This is a genomic window from Curtobacterium sp. APC 4022, assembly GCF_030407555.1.
Classification (GTDB): Bacteria; Actinomycetota; Actinomycetes; order Actinomycetales; family Microbacteriaceae; genus Curtobacterium.
The window spans coordinates 13,993-31,527 of record NZ_JASDDD010000005.1 but is presented as its reverse complement, the minus strand read 5'-3'; the positions used below and the strand labels follow the sequence as shown (position 1 = coordinate 31,527).

At 72.8% G+C, this 17,535-nt stretch carries 14 protein-coding genes; 8 read left to right on the top strand and 6 right to left on the bottom strand.

Annotation, left to right across the window (positions count from 1 at the left end):
- Positions 1 to 150: 150 nt before the first annotated feature.
- On the bottom strand, positions 151 to 1,038 hold the full coding sequence (gene sucD, locus QL987_RS02605) for a succinate--CoA ligase subunit alpha (protein WP_111073870.1): 888 nt from the start codon (positions 1,036 to 1,038) through the stop codon (positions 151 to 153).
- A gap of 11 nt (positions 1,039 to 1,049) precedes the next feature.
- The gene (gene sucC, locus QL987_RS02600) at positions 1,050 to 2,219 is read right to left on the bottom strand and encodes an ADP-forming succinate--CoA ligase subunit beta (RefSeq protein WP_111073871.1); all 1,170 of its coding nucleotides are present in this window, start codon (positions 2,217 to 2,219) and stop codon (positions 1,050 to 1,052) included.
- A gap of 255 nt (positions 2,220 to 2,474) precedes the next feature.
- Here sucC and QL987_RS02595 point away from each other — a divergent pair, with 255 nt between their 5' ends.
- The 7 genes from QL987_RS02595 to QL987_RS02565 all read left to right on the top strand — a co-directional run bounded on the left by QL987_RS02595 (position 2,475) and on the right by QL987_RS02565 (position 9,590).
- Positions 2,475 to 4,106 carry a RecQ family ATP-dependent DNA helicase gene (locus QL987_RS02595; RefSeq protein ID WP_290156133.1) on the top strand — a complete coding sequence of 544 codons (1,632 nt, stop codon included), beginning with the start codon at positions 2,475 to 2,477 and terminating at the stop codon, positions 4,104 to 4,106.
- A 392-nt stretch (positions 4,107 to 4,498) separates the two neighbouring features.
- Complete coding sequence (locus QL987_RS02590; RefSeq protein WP_221850165.1) at positions 4,499 to 4,804, top strand: hypothetical protein; 306 nt, start codon at positions 4,499 to 4,501, stop codon at positions 4,802 to 4,804.
- A 56-nt stretch (positions 4,805 to 4,860) separates the two neighbouring features.
- Positions 4,861 to 5,706 (top strand): oxygenase MpaB family protein, encoded by an 846-nt coding sequence (locus tag QL987_RS02585; protein ID WP_181439147.1) that lies wholly within the window; start codon positions 4,861 to 4,863, stop codon positions 5,704 to 5,706.
- 55 nt (positions 5,707 to 5,761) lie between these two features.
- Positions 5,762 to 6,637 carry a ribose-phosphate pyrophosphokinase gene (locus tag QL987_RS02580; RefSeq protein WP_290156132.1) on the top strand — a complete coding sequence of 292 codons (876 nt, stop codon included), beginning with the start codon at positions 5,762 to 5,764 and terminating at the stop codon, positions 6,635 to 6,637.
- Entirely contained in the window at positions 6,634 to 8,235 is a 1,602-nt protein-coding gene (locus tag QL987_RS02575) for a nicotinate phosphoribosyltransferase (protein ID WP_290156131.1), read from the top strand. The genes QL987_RS02580 and QL987_RS02575 overlap by 4 nt, the downstream gene beginning before the upstream one ends.
- Positions 8,232 to 8,936, top strand: a complete 705-nt coding sequence (locus tag QL987_RS02570) for an NUDIX domain-containing protein (protein WP_290156130.1) — start codon at positions 8,232 to 8,234, stop codon at positions 8,934 to 8,936. Before QL987_RS02575 ends, QL987_RS02570 begins: the two co-directional genes overlap by 4 nt.
- 18 nt (positions 8,937 to 8,954) lie before the next feature.
- The gene (locus QL987_RS02565; protein WP_290156129.1) at positions 8,955 to 9,590 is read left to right on the top strand and encodes a pyridoxal 5'-phosphate synthase; all 636 of its coding nucleotides are present in this window, start codon (positions 8,955 to 8,957) and stop codon (positions 9,588 to 9,590) included.
- A gap of 60 nt (positions 9,591 to 9,650) precedes the next feature.
- Here the strand turns inward: QL987_RS02565 and QL987_RS02560 are convergent, their stop codons facing one another.
- From QL987_RS02560 to QL987_RS02550, 3 genes are read right to left on the bottom strand one after another with little or no spacing between them, the layout of a single operon-like run.
- Complete coding sequence (locus QL987_RS02560; RefSeq protein ID WP_290156128.1) at positions 9,651 to 11,975, bottom strand: GNAT family N-acetyltransferase; 2,325 nt, start codon at positions 11,973 to 11,975, stop codon at positions 9,651 to 9,653.
- A complete protein-coding gene (locus QL987_RS02555; protein ID WP_290156127.1) occupies positions 11,972 to 13,306 on the bottom strand; it encodes a SidA/IucD/PvdA family monooxygenase in 1,335 nt (444 codons plus the stop codon). Before QL987_RS02555 ends, QL987_RS02560 begins: the two co-directional genes overlap by 4 nt.
- Positions 13,303 to 14,763 carry a pyridoxal-dependent decarboxylase gene (locus tag QL987_RS02550; protein WP_290156218.1) on the bottom strand — a complete coding sequence of 487 codons (1,461 nt, stop codon included), beginning with the start codon at positions 14,761 to 14,763 and terminating at the stop codon, positions 13,303 to 13,305. The genes QL987_RS02555 and QL987_RS02550 overlap by 4 nt, the downstream gene beginning before the upstream one ends.
- 152 nt (positions 14,764 to 14,915) lie before the next feature.
- On the opposite strand from QL987_RS02550, the gene QL987_RS02545 reads away from it, so the two are divergent.
- The gene (locus tag QL987_RS02545; protein ID WP_290156126.1) at positions 14,916 to 15,410 is read left to right on the top strand and encodes a GNAT family N-acetyltransferase; all 495 of its coding nucleotides are present in this window, start codon (positions 14,916 to 14,918) and stop codon (positions 15,408 to 15,410) included.
- A gap of 89 nt (positions 15,411 to 15,499) precedes the next feature.
- Here the strand turns inward: QL987_RS02545 and QL987_RS02540 are convergent, their stop codons facing one another.
- On the bottom strand, positions 15,500 to 17,446 hold the full coding sequence (locus tag QL987_RS02540; protein ID WP_290156125.1) for a LamG-like jellyroll fold domain-containing protein: 1,947 nt from the start codon (positions 17,444 to 17,446) through the stop codon (positions 15,500 to 15,502).
- Positions 17,447 to 17,535: the final 89 nt, after the last annotated feature.

Sequence of the window (17,535 nt, the reverse complement as noted above, 5' to 3'; positions counted from 1 at the left end):
CCGGTGTTCGTCGGTCACATCGCGTCCGGACGCGGCGCGATCGACGAACACCGGTGTTGTGCACGGCGCGGCCGACGGAGACCCGCCGAAGGAACGACGGGAGGCGCGGTGCCAGCCGGCACCGCGCCTCCTGTCCGTGGGGAATTGCGACTACTTCGCCGCGACGACCTCGCGCAGCAGCGCCGCGGTCTCGGACGGGGTCTTGCCGACCTTGACGCCCGCGGCCTCGAGCGCCTGCTTCTTCGCCTCGGCCGTGCCGGCGGAACCGGAGACGATCGCGCCGGCGTGGCCCATCGTCTTGCCCTCCGGCGCGGTGAATCCCGCGACGTAGCCGACGACCGGCTTCGTGACGTGCGCCTTGATGTAGTCGGCGGCACGCTCTTCGGCGTCGCCACCGATCTCACCGATCATGACGATGGCCTCGGTCTCGGGGTCCGCTTCGAACGCGGCGAGCGCGTCGATGTGCGTCGTCCCGATGACCGGGTCGCCGCCGATGCCGATGGCGGTCGAGAAGCCCAGGTCACGCAGCTCGTACATCATCTGGTAGGTCAGCGTGCCGGACTTCGACACGAGACCGATCGGGCCCTTGCCGGTGATCGTCGCCGGGGTGATGCCGACGAGCGACTCCCCCGGGGTGATGATGCCCGGGCAGTTCGGGCCGATGATCCGGGTCTTCGCGCCGAGGGCCTTGGCGTGTGCCCAGAACTCGGCGGAGTCCTGCACCGGGATGCCCTCGGTGATGACGACGACGAGGGGGATCTCGGCGTCGATGGCCTCCATCACGGCGTCCTTCGCGAACGCCGGCGGGACGAAGACGATCGAGACGTCGGCACCGGTGGTGTCGATGGCTTCACGCACCGAGCCGAAGACGGGCAGCTCGACGTCGCCGTGTGTGACGGTGGTGCCGGCCTTGCGGGCGTTGACACCGCCGACGACCTGCGTGCCGGCCTTGAGCATGAGGGCGGTGTGCTTCGTGCCCTCACCGCCCGTGATGCCCTGGACGATGACCTTGGAGTCCTTGTTGAGGAAGATCGACATGGTCAGTCCCTTCAGGCCGCTGCGGCGGCGAGTTCGGCGGCCTTCTCGGCCGCGTCGTCCATGGTCGCGGCGACGGTGACCAGCGGGTGTGCTGCCTCCGCCAGGATCCGTCGGCCCTCTTCCACGTTGTTGCCGTCCAGGCGGACGACGAGCGGCTTGGTGGCCGCGTCGCCGAGGATGCCCAGTGCGGCGACGATGCCGTTCGCGACGGCGTCGCAGGCGGTGATGCCGCCGAAGACGTTCACGAAGACGCTCTTCACCTGCGGGTCGCCGAGGATGACGTCGAGGCCGTTGGCCATGACCTCTGCCGAGGCGCCGCCGCCGATGTCGAGGAAGTTGGCGGGCTTCACGCCGCCGTGGCGCTCACCGGCGTAGGCGACGACGTCGAGCGTCGACATGACGAGCCCGGCACCGTTGCCGATGACGCCGACCTGGCCGTCGAGCTTGACGTAGTTCAGGCCGTGGGCCTTCGCCTTGGCCTCGAGCGGGTCCTCGCTCGCGGTGTCCTCGAGTGCCCCGTGCCCCTCGTGGCGGAAGTCGGCGTTCTCGTCGAGCGTGACCTTGCCGTCGAGCGCGAGGATCTGGCCGTCGCCCGTGCGGACGAGGGGGTTCACCTCGACCAGGGTGGCGTCCTCGCCCGCGAAGACGTCGTACAGCTTCACGAAGACGCCGGCGACCTGCTCGACGAGTTCGTCCGGGAACCCGGCCTGGCGCGCGATCGCCTCGCCCGCCTCCTGGTTGATGCCGGTCAGCGGGTTGACCTCGACCCGGGCGAGCGCCTCGGGCTTCTCGACCGCGAGCTGCTCGATCTCCATGCCGCCCTCGACACTGACGAGCGACAGGTACGAGCGGTTGGCCCGGTCGAGCAGCACCGAGAAGTAGAACTCCTCGGCGATGTCGGCACCCTGGGCGACCATCACACGCTGGACGGTGTGGCCCTTGATGTCGAGGCCGAGGATCGCCTGCGCATGCGCGAACGCCTCGTCCGGGGTCTTCGCGACCTTGACGCCGCCCGCCTTGCCGCGGCCGCCGACCTTCACCTGCGCCTTGACGACGACCACGCCGCCGATCTGCTCGGCTGCGGCCTTCGCCTGCTCTGGGGTGTCGGCGATGATGCCCTGCAGCACAGGGACGCCGTAGGACTCGAAGAGGTCCCTGGCCTGGTACTCGAAAAGATCCACGCTGTTCTTCTTCCCGCACGGTTCGTGCGATCGGCATCGGTCATCGGGTCGCAGCACTCTCCATCGAGGGTCGCTCGATGTCGAGACAACGGCCGCGTCCGAGCCTAGCGCCGGCAGGTGGACGGACGGTTCCGCCGCCGGCAACCTGTGGAGAACCGCCGGGACGACCGCCGGGACGACCGGGGTACAGGTCGCTCGTCCGCGGTGCGCAGTCCCCGAACGGCCCGCCAGCGCAGCGCGGGCACGGTCGATCAGGTGCAGAAAGAACTCCGTACCCGTGCCGCCGACGTCTTCGGTTGGGAACTCCGCGACGCTCAGCAGACCGTGGTCGACGCGGTCCTCGCCGGACGCGACGCCATCGCCCTGATGCCGACCGGCTCGGGCAAGTCCGCGATCTACCAGGTCGCCGCCCTCGCCCTCGACGGCCCCGTCGTCGTGGTCTCACCGCTCGTGGCCCTGCAGGAGGACCAGGTCGTCGGCATCGAGGACCACCCGGACGCACCGCGTGCCGTGACCATCAACGCCACCCGGGCGCACCGGGAGCTCGACGACGCGTGGCAGGCCGTCGCGTCCGGTGAGGCCCGCTACGTCTTCCTCGCACCGGAGCAGCTCGCCAAGGACGAGGTCGAGGACCGGCTGCGCGAAGCCGGCGTCGCCCTGGTCACGGTCGACGAGGCGCACTGCGTCTCCAGCTGGGGCCACGACTTCCGCCCGGACTACCTGGTCCTCGGGGAGGTCATCGAGCGACTCGGCCGTCCGCCGGTCCTGGCGATGACCGCCACCGGTTCGACCCCGGTCCGCACCGAGATCGTCGAGCGGCTCGGCATGCGCGACCCGCTCGTCGTGGCCACCGGGTTCGACCGGCCGAACCTGCGCTTCGAGGTGCAGCGCCACACCGACGAGGTGGCGAAGCGCGAGGCGGTCGTCGAGCAGGTCGTGGGGCTCGAGGGCGCGGGCATCGTCTACGTCGCCACCCGGGCCGAGACCCTCGTCTACGCCGACGAACTCGTCGAGAGCGGCCGTCGTGCGAAGGCGTACCACGCGGGTCTCCGGGTGCGGGACCGGGAGCACGTGCACCACGAGTTCCTGGACGGCGAACTGGACGTCGTCGTCGCCACGAGCGCGTTCGGCATGGGCATCGACAAGCCCGACGTCCGCTTCGTCGTGCACGCCGACGTGCCCGAGTCCGTCGACGCCTACTACCAGGAGGTCGGCCGGGCCGGTCGGGACGGCGACGTCGGACTCGCCACCCTGCACTACCGGTCCGAGGACCTCGGGCTCCGCCGGTTCTTCGCGTCCGGGTCGCCCCGTCCGGCGTCGCTCCGCGCGGTGTTCGACGCGGTCCCCGCCGACGGCACGCTCGCCCGCTCCGAGGTCGCCGAGCGGGCCGGGCTCGCCGCCCGCACCGCCGGCCGCGTGGTGAACACGCTGGTGGACGCCGGCGCGTTGATCGACGATCGTGACGGCCTGCGTCGCGCCCCGGACGGCCCCGCCGACGCCGTCGCCGCGGCCGAACTCGCCAAGCGGCACGCGAAGGAACGGGAGCGCGTCGAGGAGTCCCGCATCGAGATGATGCGGCGCTTCGCCGAGACGACCGGCTGCCGTCGGCAGTTCCTGCTCGGCTACTTCGGCGACGAACTGCCCGAGCCGTGCGGCAACTGCGACACCTGCTCCGCCGGCACCGCCACCGACGCGGACGCCCACGGTGCCGACGGGTCGCACGACACCGAGTGGCCGCCGGACGCGCCGGTCGAGCACGCCGAGTGGGGTCGCGGCACCGTGATGAGCACCGAGGACGACCGGCTGACGGTGTTCTTCGAGTCCGCCGGCTACCGCACGCTCGACCTGCAGGACGTCACCGAACGGCACCTGCTCGAGCGGGTCTGAACCGACTCCGCGAGCGCGTCCGTGCGCGACTCCGGCGGGTCTGGCGGGTCCGGCGGGTCTGGCGGGTCTGGCGGGTGTGGCGGGTGTGGAGGGGGAAGGCGCGGTCGCTCGACCACCCGTCGGCGACCGCGCTCCACTCCCCCGAGCACGTGCAGTAGACACCGGGAGGGTGACCCGTCGGTGACCACCGGGTGAACGGCGCGCGAACCGGCCACGATCGGCAGCGCCGGCCTTCGGCAGTGCGCTCCACGGCCCGCCACCACCCGGCACGTCCCCCGGGCTCCGCGCGCACTCCCACCGGCACCCGGGTACCAAGGACCGGTGGGAAGGTCCACGCCGCACACCGCGGGACCGCCCACCACGCACCACCACGACGACCGACAGGAGCGACCATGTCCGACCCCGGAACCACCCCAGGCGACGCGTTCAGCGACGGCGTCAGCGACTCCGACGACCAGGGCCGCGCCGACGACGTCGACCGCGAGTACGTCGGCGGCTTCGAGGCCGACGACGCCGAAGAGGCACTCGAGACCGTGACGAACGACGCCGTCGCCGGCGAGACCGTCGAGCCGCAGCTCGGCGACGGCACCGACGACGGCCCCACCGGTGGCGCACCGAACGAGGGGTCGCCGGACATGTGGGAGCACGGCGACGACCGTCCCGACCTCGGTGGCGACCTGGGCACGAAGCCGCTCTGAGCGGATCGGACGAAGCAGAGCCGATCCGACGACACCGGCCGATCGGAGCACCGACCGTGACCGACCGACGGACGGGAGGCTCGGCGCGGGACGTGCGCCGGGCCTCCCGTCCGTCCCCGGGTCACCCCCATGGCGACCGCGACCCGGCGCTCCGCCGGTTCCTCGCCGACAGCACGCCCGTCGCGGCCGGTGGCCGGGCGATCCTGCTGCAGATCGCGGACCCGGTGGTGGCCGCCGGGGTGCGGCGCCACTCGGACTTCGCGCGCCGACCGCAGCAGCGCCTGGCGCACACCCTGATGTACGTCTACGCCGTCGTGGTCGGGACGCCCGAGGACGCTGCCGTCGCGGCGTCGTTCGTGACGCACGCGCACCGACCGGTGACCGGCGCCGACGACCCGGACCGGCAGCTCTGGGTCGCGGCCACGCTCGTCGACTCCGCGCTCCGGACGCACCGCCTGCTCGGCAGCCCGGTCGACGACGAGCGGGCCGAGGACGTCCTCCGGGCGTACGCGCCGATCGCGACCGCGCTGCGGGTGCCGGCGGAGCGGTGGCCGGACTCGATGGCGGCCTTCGAGCGGTACTGGGTGTCGACGCTGGCGCAGCTCCGGGTCACCGACGACGCCCGCGGCGTGGTGCGCGACCTGCTGCACCCGCGGCACGCACCGGTCTGGGTCCGCGCCGTGATGCCGGTCGTCCGGGTCGTCACGGTGGGGATGCTGCCGGCGCCGGTCCGGACGCAGTACGGCTTCCCGTGGGGCCCGCGGGAGGTCCGTCGCTTCCGCCGGACCGTGACGGGGCTCCGGCTGCTCCGTGCCGTCCTGCCCGGGGCGTTGCTCCGTCTGCCGGGGCCGCTGCTCCTCCGTGCCATGCACCGGACCGCCCGGCGGTACGCCGCGGCCTGAACCCGATCCGACCAGTTTCTTGTCACAGCGACAAGAACAGTGCTACGGTCGGGTCATGGCAGTCGAACTCAGCACCCGGACCCGCTCCGGCCAGCCGACCACCCCGACGTTCACCACCATGCGGTTCCCCGCGGGTGAGGCACACGTCAAGGTCGCGGCCGGTCCCGACGAGTCGGCGGACGCCGCCGCCACCCAGATCCCGGCGGCGGACCTCGTCGAGGTCGCGACGCTCCGCGGCACGAGCGGCGACGACCTCGTCATGCTCGGCATGTGGGCGGACGCGGTCCGACAGCGCGGCTCCCGCTCCGTCGCCCTCGTCCCGTACCTGCCCGGCGCCCGCCAGGACCGCGGCCTGCCGTTCGGCGCGAAGGTCTACGCGGACATCCTCAACGGCTTCCACATCGACCAGGTGATCGCGTTCGACCCGCACTCGCCGGTCATCGTCGGACTGATCGCGGACCTGACCGTGGTGGCGAGTGCCCGCATCGTCCGCGACGAGGTGGTCGGCGCCCCCGGCACCGAGCAGGCGTACCAGGGCATCATCGCCCCGGACGCCGGCGCGGTCGCCCGGGCCACCGCGGCCGCCGACGCCTGCGGGCTGCCCGTGTACCGCGCCGAGAAGCACCGCAACCCGGACACCGGCAAGCTCGACGGCTTCACCTGCGAGCCGCTGCCCGACACCGGTCGGTTCCTCGTCGTCGACGACATCTGCGACGGCGGCGGCACGTTCATGGGGCTCGCGGGCAGCACCGGACTGCCGAAGGAGCGCCTGGGCCTCTGGGTCTCGCACGGCGTCTTCTCCGGCCGGGCCGCCCAGCTCGCCGACCACTTCGGCGAGATCGTCACCACCGACTCGTACCCCGCGCAGAACGCCATCGAGGGCCTGCGCACCGTCCCCCTGACCCCGTACCTCTCCGAGGAGATCCGATGACGAACACGACCCCGACCACCACCGGCCTCGAGCCGCGGATCACCACCGCCAGCCCGATCGCCCCGCTCCTGGCCGTCGACGGCTACAAGCACTCGCACCGGCAGCTCTACCCCGAGGGCACCACGCGGATCCTCATCAACTGGACGAACCGGTCGAACGCACACATGCCGGAGTCGACGCACGCGGTCGTCTTCGGGCTGCAGGCCTTCGTGCAGCGGTACCTGGTCGAGGCGTGGGCGCCGTTCTTCGCCGCCGACGAGGACCTGGTCTGCGACCTCTTCGAGCAGGCGCTCGAGGGCTACTTCGGCCCGAACACCATCGGCAGCGACCACGTCCGCGCCCTGCACCGCCTCGGCTACCTTCCCCTCGAGATCCGCGCCCTGCCCGAGGGCACCCTCGCCCCGATCGGTGTCGCGACCCTGACCGTCGAGAACACCGTCGACGCGTTCTCGTGGCTGCCGAACTACATCGAGACCGCCCTGTCGGCGTCGATCTGGCACCCGTCCACCGTAGCCACGAAGGCGCTCGAGTACCGCGACCTGATGGAGGAGTGGGCCGAGCGCACCGGGGCGGACCCGGCGAGCATCGACTTCGCCGCCCACGACTTCTCGTTCCGCGGGCAGACCAGCATCGAGTCCGCTGCCGCGTCCGGCGCCGGACACCTGCTCTCGTTCCTCGGCACCGACTCGATGCCGTCGCTCGACCACATCGCCCGCTACTACCCCGGCGACAACGGCTGGGTGGCGGCGAGCGTCCCGGCCACCGAGCACAGCGTGATGTGCGTCCGCGGTGCCGACGGCGAGCTCGAGACCTTCCGGCAGATCCTCGACGTGTACCCGACCGGCGTCGTGTCGGCGGTCAGCGACGGCTTCGACCTGTTCAAGGTGCTCACCGAGGTGCTGCCGCAGCTCAAGGACCGCATCATGGCCCGCGACGGCAAGCTCGTGATCCGCCCCGACTCCGGCGACCCGGTCGACATCGTCACCGGCACCGTGCACGGCGTCGACGAGGCCGAGCTCTCCGCCGCCGACCGCAGTGACGAGCAGAAGGGCGTCGTGGAACTGCTCGACGAGCTGTTCGGCCACACCGTCAACGAGCGCGGCTACAAGGTCCTCGACCAGCACATCGGCGTCATCTACGGCGACAGCATCACCCTCGACCGGGCCCGCCGCATCTACGAGCGCCTGGCCGCGAAGGGCTACGCCAGCGACAACGTGGTGCTCGGCATCGGGTCGTACACGTACCAGTTCATGACCCGCGACAACCTCGGCAGCGCGGTCAAGGCCACGTGGGCACTGGTGAACGGTGAGCCGGTCGACATCCAGAAGGACCCGAAGACCGGCAGCGGCAAGAAGAGCGCGAAGGGCCGCATCGCCCTGCACCGCGACGCGACCGGCGAGATCCGGCAGACCGACCAGGCCACGCCGGAGGACGAGGCGACCAGCCTGCTCCAGCCGGTGTGGGTCGACGGGCGGTTCACGGTCCTCCAGTCCTTCGCCGACGTCCGCGAGACCCTCCGTCGCGAACGGGCCGACCGCGCCGCCCGCCGCGCGGCTGCCGCCGGCACCGACACCGACCCGGTGGCGGCGACCGCGTGACCGGGGCCGCCCCCGCGGCGGTCCGCGACCAGCCGCTGATCGCCGTGGACGTCGTCCTCGTCGCGTTCGACGGCGCCGGTACTGGTGCGGGCGACACGGCGGGGCCGGGCGGTCTCCGGGTCGCCACCGCCCGCCGGCTGTACGAACCGTTCGTCGGACGGGAGGCACTGCCCGGCGTCCTGCTGGACGGTCCGGAACTCCTCGCCGACGGTGCGCGACGCGCCCTGCGGACCAAGACCGGGGTGGACGCGGCGGCGGTCCGGCACCTCGCCCAGGTCGGGGCGTTCGACGGCCCCGAGCGCGACCCGCGGAGCGCCGCGATCAGCATCGCGTTCCTGGCCGTGACCGCCGGGGCGACCCGGGTGGACGACGCCGTGCGCTGGCACGACGCGACGGACCTGCCGCTCGGGCTGCCGTTCGACCACGACCGGATCATCGCCGCGGCGCTCGACCACGCCCGGACCCGGCTCTGGTCGGACACACTGCTGACCCGGGCGCTGCTCGGCGAGCGGTTCACCACACCGGACGCCGCACGGCTCGTCGTCGCCCTGACCGGTGTGACGCCGGACGCGGGCAACCTCAACCGGGCGCTCCGCACGAACCCGGCACTGACCCGGCTCGACCCCGCGGCCGTGCCGGTGACGCGGACCGGCACCGCGCGGGCGGGTCGTCCCCCGGCAGCCTGGACGTGGACGGACTGAGCGCGGTTGAGTGGGGACATGTCTGCTTCGCTGTCCGGGGACGAGTCCCTGCACCTGCCCGAGTTCGACGCGCCTCCGGCCTCGCCGCTCGACCTCGCGCGGCTCTGGCTCGACCAGGCCGGTGACCACGAGGTGTCCGAGCCGATGTCGATGACCCTCGCGACCGCCGGCGCCGACGGCCGGGTCAGCGCCCGGACCGTCGACGTCAAGCGGATCGAGGACCGCGGGCTGGTGTTCGGCACCTCGGCCGAGAGCCCCAAGGGTCGCCAGCTCGCCGAGAACCCGCACGCCGCACTGCAGGTCTACTGGCGCGAGACGATGCAGCAGCTGCGGTTCGAGGGTCGGGTCGTGCAGCTCTCCGACGAGGAGTCCGACGCCCTGTTCGCCGACCGCTCGCCGAAGTCCCGCGCCGCCACCGCGATCGCCGACCAGTCCGCCGTGCTCGAACCGCGGACGCTGCAGGACCTCATCGACGACGCCAACGAGCTGCTCGCGGAGTCCGACGACGACGTGCCCCGGCCGCCGCTGTGGGACGCCTGGCGCCTGGAGCCCGACACGGTCGAGTTCTGGCACGGCAGCCGCGACCGGATGCACCGCCGCCTGCAGTACGTGCACGCCGACGGCACCTGGACGTCGACGCGGCTCCAGCCGTGACGACCCGAGCCCGGTGACCCCGCCCGGCCGGGCGGGGTCACCGGGCCCAGCCTGGCCGCGTCAGCCGCGCCCGATCGGGTTCGGCATCTCCCCCGCCCGGATCAACGACGACGACTGGTCCGCCAGGTCGACCATCGTCAGGGTGTTCCGTAGCTGCAGCCGGTTCAGGCACGAGTGCGCGAACGACGGCGCGCGGAGGTCCAGCGGTCGCCGTCGGTCCGGGTGCTCCGCCGCGTGCCGGTCGATGCACGCACTGACGAGCTCCCAGAACGCCGACTCCGGCAGCACCCCGTCGTCGTCGAGCACCGCGGCGAGGAACCGCAGCACCCCGTCGAACACGTCGGTGTGGACGGCGAGCGCCGCCTCGTCGTCGTCCACCGGGTGCACGATCCGCCCGATCGACTCGGGCACCGGGCGGTCGTCGTGCACGCCGAGGACCGCGACCTCCTCCCCGATGTCCTTCATGAACGCGCCCGTCACCACCGCGTCGCGGACGACGAGCACCAGGTTCTCGCCGTGCGGCATGAACGCCAGGTCGTGCACGGTCAGGCAGTGCACCACCGGCCGGAGGTACGCGTCGAGGTAGCGGCGGACCCACTCGGCTGGGTCGAGGCCGGAGGCACGGACGAGCTCCGACGCCACCGCGTGCCCGTCGGCGTCCCGGTGCAGCAGCGCCGCCATCGTGAGCAGGCGTTCCCCCGGCTCGGTCTGCGGTACCGGGCTCTCCCGCCAGAGCGCGGCGAGCATCTTCCGCTGCGGTGAGCCGACGTCGACCCGGTGGTACGCGTCACCGGTGTACCCGATGGCCGCGTGCTCCCGGAGCACCCGGAAGTCGGCCGCGCGCAGGGTGGGGTCGTCGGCGACGAGCTCGGCGACCCAGTCGTTCACGGCCGGGGTCGAGCGCATGTACGCCGGCGACATCCCGCGGAGGAACCCCATGTTCTGCACCGCCAACGCCGTCTTCACGTACGAGCGCTCGGGCCGGGACCGGTTGAACGCCGTCCGGATCGACTGCTGCGGCTGGTACGTGTCCGGCCCCTCGCCGAGGTCGACCAGGTCCTGCCTCCCGAGGTCCGGCGCGAACGTCACCGCGATCCGGTGCTGCCACTGCCACGGGTGCACGGGCAACCAGACGTACTGGTCCGGGTCGAGGCCGCGCCGGCGGAGCGTCTGCCGGAAGCGCTCGACGGTCTCCGGGTCGAGCTCGGCCGCCCAGTGCTCGGCCTCGGTGCGGTCCACGGCGAGCGCCAGGTGCGTGTGCTCGCGACGGGCGGCGAGCCACCGGTAGCGCAGGCGTCCGCCGGACTCCGGGGCGTAGGCGCGGTACTCGTCCAGGCCGAACCCGATGCGGCCGTTCGCGGCGACGAACGCGGGGTGTCCCTCGGTCATCGCGGCCTCGACGTCCTGGAAGCCCGCGACGACGTCCCCGTCGGTCCGTCCGCGGGCGAGCTGCCCGGCGGACGGACCCCCGCGGCGGTGCTTCGCGGCGGCGCTGGCGAGGGTGGACGCGACCTCCTCCAGGTAGGTGCCGACCAGGGCGTCCGGGATCCCGAGGACGTCCCGGAGCTCCAGGACCAGGTCCTGCGCGTCGAGCGGGACCGGCGGCCCGTCCGGTCCGGCCGTGCGGGTGAGCGATGCCTCGTCGATCGACCAGTGCTCGAGCGCGTGCCGTCGGGCGCGGAACCGGTACCGCGAGGCACCGGTGTCGAGCAGCCAGCCGTCCCCGTCCGGCCGGGGCGTGACGAGCCGTTCGTGGGTGAACTCAGCGATGGCCTTGGCGACGAGGTGCCGTTCGGCGACCGCCAGGTGCTCGGGTCGCAGGTGTGCGGCGGGACCGTCGTCGTCCGGCTGCCCGATCCGCTCGGTGTCCAGGACCGAGAGCAGCGCCCGCTTGCCGTCGACGTCGACCTCCCGCAGCACACGGAACCCCACCTCGGCGTTCTTCGCCTGCACGGCCGTGTTCCGGACGTCGGGTTCGACGACGACCCGACGGGCACCGAGGGCGTCCCGGCAGTGCTCGACGACGGTCCGCATCACCGCGCTGGTGAGGCCGTGCACCCGGCCGTCCGCGGGCGGCGGTGCGACGAGCAGGTGCATGCCGACGTCGCCGGACCGTGCCGGCCAGACGTCGGTGAGCAGCACGAGCGCCGGGTCGTACGTCTCGGCGTACGCGCAGGCGTGTCCGTCGCGGACGACCAGCCAACCGTCCTGCGCCGGGTCCGCACGCACCGCCCGGAGGTACCGGCGCACCGCCGCCACGTCGGCCCGCTGCATGCCCCACCACGACGACGCCGGGTGCGCCAGCCAGGACTGCACCAGGGCGGCGTCCCGATCCGGGTCCACCGGTTCGACGGACAGGAGGCCCGGGGTCGCGTCCGCGCTCATGCGGACGCCGCCTCGTGCCCGGCCCGCACCGAGGCGGGCAGACCGAACTCCTGGAAGGCGATCCGGGCCTCCAGGCCGTAGACCTCGCGCCCCGTGACGGACCGGATGATCGAGGCGTTCCGCCACGCGCCCATGCCGAGGTCCGGCGCGGTCAGGCCGTGCGTGTGCTCCTCGGCGTTCTGCACCCAGATGCGGCCGCCGAGGGTGTCGACGTGGTGGTCGCGGGCGACGGCGAGCCGGCCTCGGGAGTCGCGCTGCACCAGGTGCTCGACCGGGTCGAGGAAGCGCGGCGGACGCGGGGTGTACCCGGTGGCCAGGACGACCCGGTCGACCTCGTGCTCGTACGTCTCGCCGAGCTGCTCGTGCCGGAGCGTCAGGCGGTACGTACCACGGTCGGCGTCCCAGACCGCGTCGGTGACGCTCGTCTCGGTGCGGAGGGTCGTCGGAACCGGGCCGCGGGCGCTGATCCGGTACAGGGTGTCGTAGACCTCGCTGACCAGGTCCGTGCTGATCCCCTTGTACAGGCTCCGCTGCTCGCGACCCAGGCGGTCACGGACGGACTCGGGCAGGGCGTGGAAGTGGTCCGTGTACTCGGGGCTCGTCATCTCGAGCGTGAGCTTGGTGTCCTCCATCGTGAAGAACCGCGGCGACCGGGTGACCCAGTCGAGCCGGTACCCGCCCTCGCGGAGCCCCTCGAGCAGGTCCAGGTACACCTCGGCCGCCGACTGCCCGCTGCCGATCACGGCGATCGACCCGGCACGCCGGAGCGCGTCGCGGTTCGGCAGGTAGTCGGCGGAGTGCACCACCGGACCGGCCAGGTCGCGGAGGGCCGGGGGCACCGACGGCTCGGTGCCGACGCCGACGACGACGTGGCGCGCCCGACGGACCTCGGTGCCGGTGGCGGTCTCGGCGGACACCGTGAACAGGTCCGTGGCGGGGTCGTGCTCCACCGCGGTCACCCGGCGACCCCAGCGGAGGGTGTCGAGCCGGTCCGCGGCCCAGCGGCAGTACGCGTCGTACTCGGAGCGCAGGGGGTGGAAGTCCTCGCGGATGTAGAAGGGGTAGAGGCGCCCGGTCTCCTTGAGCCACGCCAGGAACGAGAACGGCGAGGTCGGGTCCGCCATCGTCACGAGGTCGGCGAGGAACGGCACCTGGATCGTCGCGCCGTCGAGCATCATGCCGTGGTGCCAGGCGAAGCCGTCGGCGGCGTCGAGGAACACCGCGTCGACGTCGTCGAGCGGGTCGGTGAGGCACGCGAGACCCAGGTTGAACGGGCCGATGCCGATCCCGATGACGTCGTGCACGTGGTCGGGGGTCGTCGGGGTGCTCATCGGTTCGCTCCGGTCGTCGTGGTGGGTGTCGTGGCTCGGCGGAGGCCCTCGGCGGTCGCGACGACGTGGTCGAGCGACGCCTGCACCTGCTCGAGGGTGGTCGCCGGGTTGAGCAGCGTGAGCTTGTTGCACGGCCGTCCCGCGATCACGGTCTTGGCGATGAGCACCCGTCCCTCCGCCAGCAACGCGGCCCGGAGCGGCGCCACCATCGCGTCGGCCTCGTCGTCGGTCACGCCGGCTGGCTGCCACCGGAACAGCACGGTGCTCAGCTGCGTCGGGGCGACGAGCTCCAGGTCCGGGTGCGCCTGTACCAGCGCGTGGGTCGCCTCGGCCAGGTCGATGACCGCGTCGAACGCGGTGCCGATCGCGTCGGCGCCGGAGGCCCGCAGCGTCGCCCAGAGTTTCAGGGCGTCGAACCGCCGGGTGGTCTGCAGCGACTTGTCGACCTGGTTCGGTTCGGCCGCGTCCTCCGGGTTCAGGTAGTCGGCATGCCAGGAGGCGCGGCGCAGGTCCGCCGGGTCCCGCACGACGAGCACGCTCGACGACACCGGCTGGAAGAAGGACTTGTGCAGGTCCGCCGTGACGCTCCGGGCACGCTCGATGCCGTCGAGCAGGTGCCGCCGAGTCGGCGAGACGAGCAGGCCGCACCCGTAGGCGGCGTCGACGTGCAGCCAGACGCCCTCGAGGTCGCAGACGTCGGCGATCGGGGCGAGCGGGTCGATGACGCCGCGGTCGGTCGTGCCGGCGGTCGCGACGACGGCCATCGGGGTGCGGCCGGCGGCACGGGCGTCGGCGATCGCCTGCGCCAGTGCTGCGGGGAGCATCCGACCGGCGGGGTCGGTGCGGACGTCGACCACGGCGGCGTCGGGCAGGCCGAGCAGCCGGGCGGACTTCTTGACGCTGAAGTGGGTCTCGGCGGTGGCGAAGAGGGCGAGGGTGTCGAGGGTGGCCGAGGTGCCGGTCGCCGCGGTGCCCGTCGGGTCCGTCGCTGCTTCGCGGGCCAGCAGCAGTGCCTGCAGGTTCGACTGGGACCCGCCCGAGGTGAAGACGCCGTCCCCGGCCGCGAAGCCGATCCGCCCGGCGAGCCAGTCGACCACGTGCCGCTCGATGTCGGTGCCGATGCGGGACTGGTCCCAGGTGTCGACCGACGGGTTGACGGCGGCCAGGACGGCCTCGGCGGCGACCGCGGGCAGGGCGACCGGGCAGTTCAGGTGCGCGAGGTAGCCGGGGGTGTGGAACCACACCGCTTCCTGCACGAAGAGCTCGTCGAGTTCGGCGAGTGCCCGGTCGGTGCCGATGGCCGGGGCGTCGAGGTCGATGGCCCGCACGCGGCGGTGCAGCTCGGCGGCCGGGGTGCTCGTGGTCGGCAGGTCGGCGGTGGCGATCCGGGCAGCCAGCCGGTCGACCGTCGCGCCGACGGCCTCCCGGTAGTGCTGGGCAGAGTCGGTACTGATCATGTCGAGAGGTGTCACGTTAGGTGAGGCTAACCTTACCTCTGCTCCTTGTCACCCGTCCGAGGGGGTCGGGCGTGGCGGACGCGAGGAGCGCTCGACAGCAGCGCTCCACAGCAGCGTGCGACGGTGGTGGTGCGCGGCGGTAGCGTCGGATCATGCCGGCCGCACCACGCACCACCGTCCTCACCGCCGTCGACCAGGACGCCCCGGGGATCGCCGACGTGCATGTGCAGGCGTGGCGTGAGGCCTACGCCCACCTGCTGCCCGCCGCGTTCCTCGCCTCGCTCGACCCCGTCGCACGGACCACCCGGTGGCGGCGCGTCCTGGCCGACCCCGACGTCACGGTCGCGGTCGCGGAGCAGGACGGCACCGTCGTGGGGTGGGCGACCGCGGGTCCCGGTCGCGACGAGCACCCCGTCCGCAGCCGTGAGCTCGAGGGCATCTACGTCCTGGCCGCCGCCTACGGGTCCGGAGCCGGTCAGATGCTCCTCGACGCGGTGCTCGGCGACGTGCCGGCGTACCTCTGGGTCGCGGACGACAACCCCCGTGCACAGGCGTTCTACGCGCGCAACGGCTTCCGGCGCGACGGAGCGACCAAGACCGAGCACCTCGGCGACACCCCGCTCGTCGCGGCGCGCATGGTCCGCTGACGCAGGCGCCAGACAGGCTCAGCCGCCCGGGCCGTCCGGGCCGTCCGGGCCGTCCGGGCCGCCCGGGACGACCCCGCTCGGGTGCCGTCTCAGGCGATCATGAACTCCCGCGGCTCCAGCGCCCGACCGACGATCCGCACGTCCCCGATCGAGCCGACGAACACCTGGTCGAGCACGCCGCCGTAGCGGTACCCGCCGAGCAGCCAGGGCTTGCCGATGGTGCTCAGCCCCCGGTTCCGCGTCGACGGGTTCCGCACCACGGGGCACCCGTCGACGTACAGCACGGTGTGGGTCCGGTCGTTCACCACGGCGACGTGCCACCACTGTCCGAGGGGCAGCTCGTGTCCCCAGTTCGTGAGCGCCCCGTCCTGGCTCGCCGGGTAGACGCACCACTGCAGCTCGCGGTCGCCGGACAGGCTGAGCGTCACCGCGGGTTCGTCCGGGTCGCCGTCGCCGGACCGGGCCTTGCCGACCTGCCCCGCGCTCGAGTACTGGGACAGCAGCGCGCTGAACCCGTTCGCGCTCGGGTCGAACGTGGTCGGCAGTGAGAAGAACGCCTCCACCGTGTACCCGTGGGCGAAGTGTTCGGCGTTGAGCGGTGCGGCGTCGACGGTCTGCAGGTGCTGACCGCCGGGCTTGCCACCCTGCAGCACCAGGCTGCCGGCGCCCGGCTGGTCGGGGTGGTGTGCCGTCGACCAGCGCAGCGCGCCGGCGACCGCGCCGGGCCGCGCGGCGACCACCAGGTCGTTCCCGTGGCCGCTCTGGTCGCGCACCCGGCTGGACGACGCCAGCGTCGTCCCGTCGGCGTTGCCGTCGAACCGCCAGTACGCGAGCGTCCCCGGCACGAGCATGCGTGCCGCCGGACGGGAGGCCCGTGGTGCGACCGGCGCGAACCCCGCGAACCGTGCGTCGAAGTCCACGGCCATGGTGAACCGGTCGACGTCGCCGCTGAGTCGGAGCTCCTGCGCGGCCAGCTCGTTCGTGTCGTCGAGTCCGCCGCCGAGGAGGAACGGCGAGAGCGTCTCGACGTCGATGACGTTCCGCTCCAGGTCGACGTGGTACAGCCGGATCATCGCCGCGCCGCCGTAGTAGCGGTTCTGGTAGTTCGTCAGGTGCAGTGCGACGTCGTGCCCGGCGGCGTTCTGCTTCGTGGTGCGCCCCGGGCCCCAGTAGTGCCCGTTGAGGGTGAGGAACACCTGGTCGTGCTGCGCGATGAAGGCGTCCCAGAGCTGCTGCCCGTAGGCGTCGAACGCGGCACCTCCGGTCGGGTCCGAGTCGACGAGCGTGTGGGTGGTGAGGATCACCGGCGCGTGCGGTCGGGCAGCGAGCACCGAGCTGGCCCAGGCGAGGCCGCCGGCGCTGGTGTGCCAGTCGAGCGCCAGCACGACCCACTCGCGGCCGCCCGCCGTGAACCGGTGCGCGCTGTTGTACCCGTCCGGGCTCGACCCGATCCAGCTGGACGAGCGTCGGAACCGCTGCGGGCCGAACACGTCCAGGTACGGCGTCCGACCACGCTGGTCGTCCGTCGACGAGTCGATGTCGTGGTTGCCGGCGAGCACGCTGTACGGCGCCCCCGCCCGGTCGAGCACGTCGAAGACCGAGCCGGCCGCCTGCATCTCGGACGCCGCACCGTTCTGCGTCAGGTCGCCGAGGTGCACGAGGAACACCGTGTTGTGCCGGGACTGCTCGCGGACCACGTACTCGAGCGACGCGCGCATCGGCGCCTCGTCCACCGCGGCGCCGTCGAACATGTACTGCGTGTCCGGCATCACCGCGACGGTGAAGCGGGGCGACGTGGTGTCCGGCTTCCAGCGCCCGGTGTGCCCGGTGTGCGCCACGGATGCGACCGACTGCGCCGCGTGCGCTGCCGCACCGGGTGCCGCCAGCGAGGTACCGGTCAGGGGCTCCGCGACGGCCGGCGCGCTGCCGAGTCCGTTGACGGCGGCGAGGCCGGCGGCACCGGCCAGGCCCGAGCCGACGAGGAAGCCGCGGCGCGAAACAGGGGTGCGATCGGGGTCACGAGGAGTGTTCTGCACAGTCCCGGACGGTAGCCACCGGCGGGGAACACCTCGGGGCCGTCCGGTGAACGCCAGGCGAGCCGGACCCGCCAGTCCGGTGGAGACCG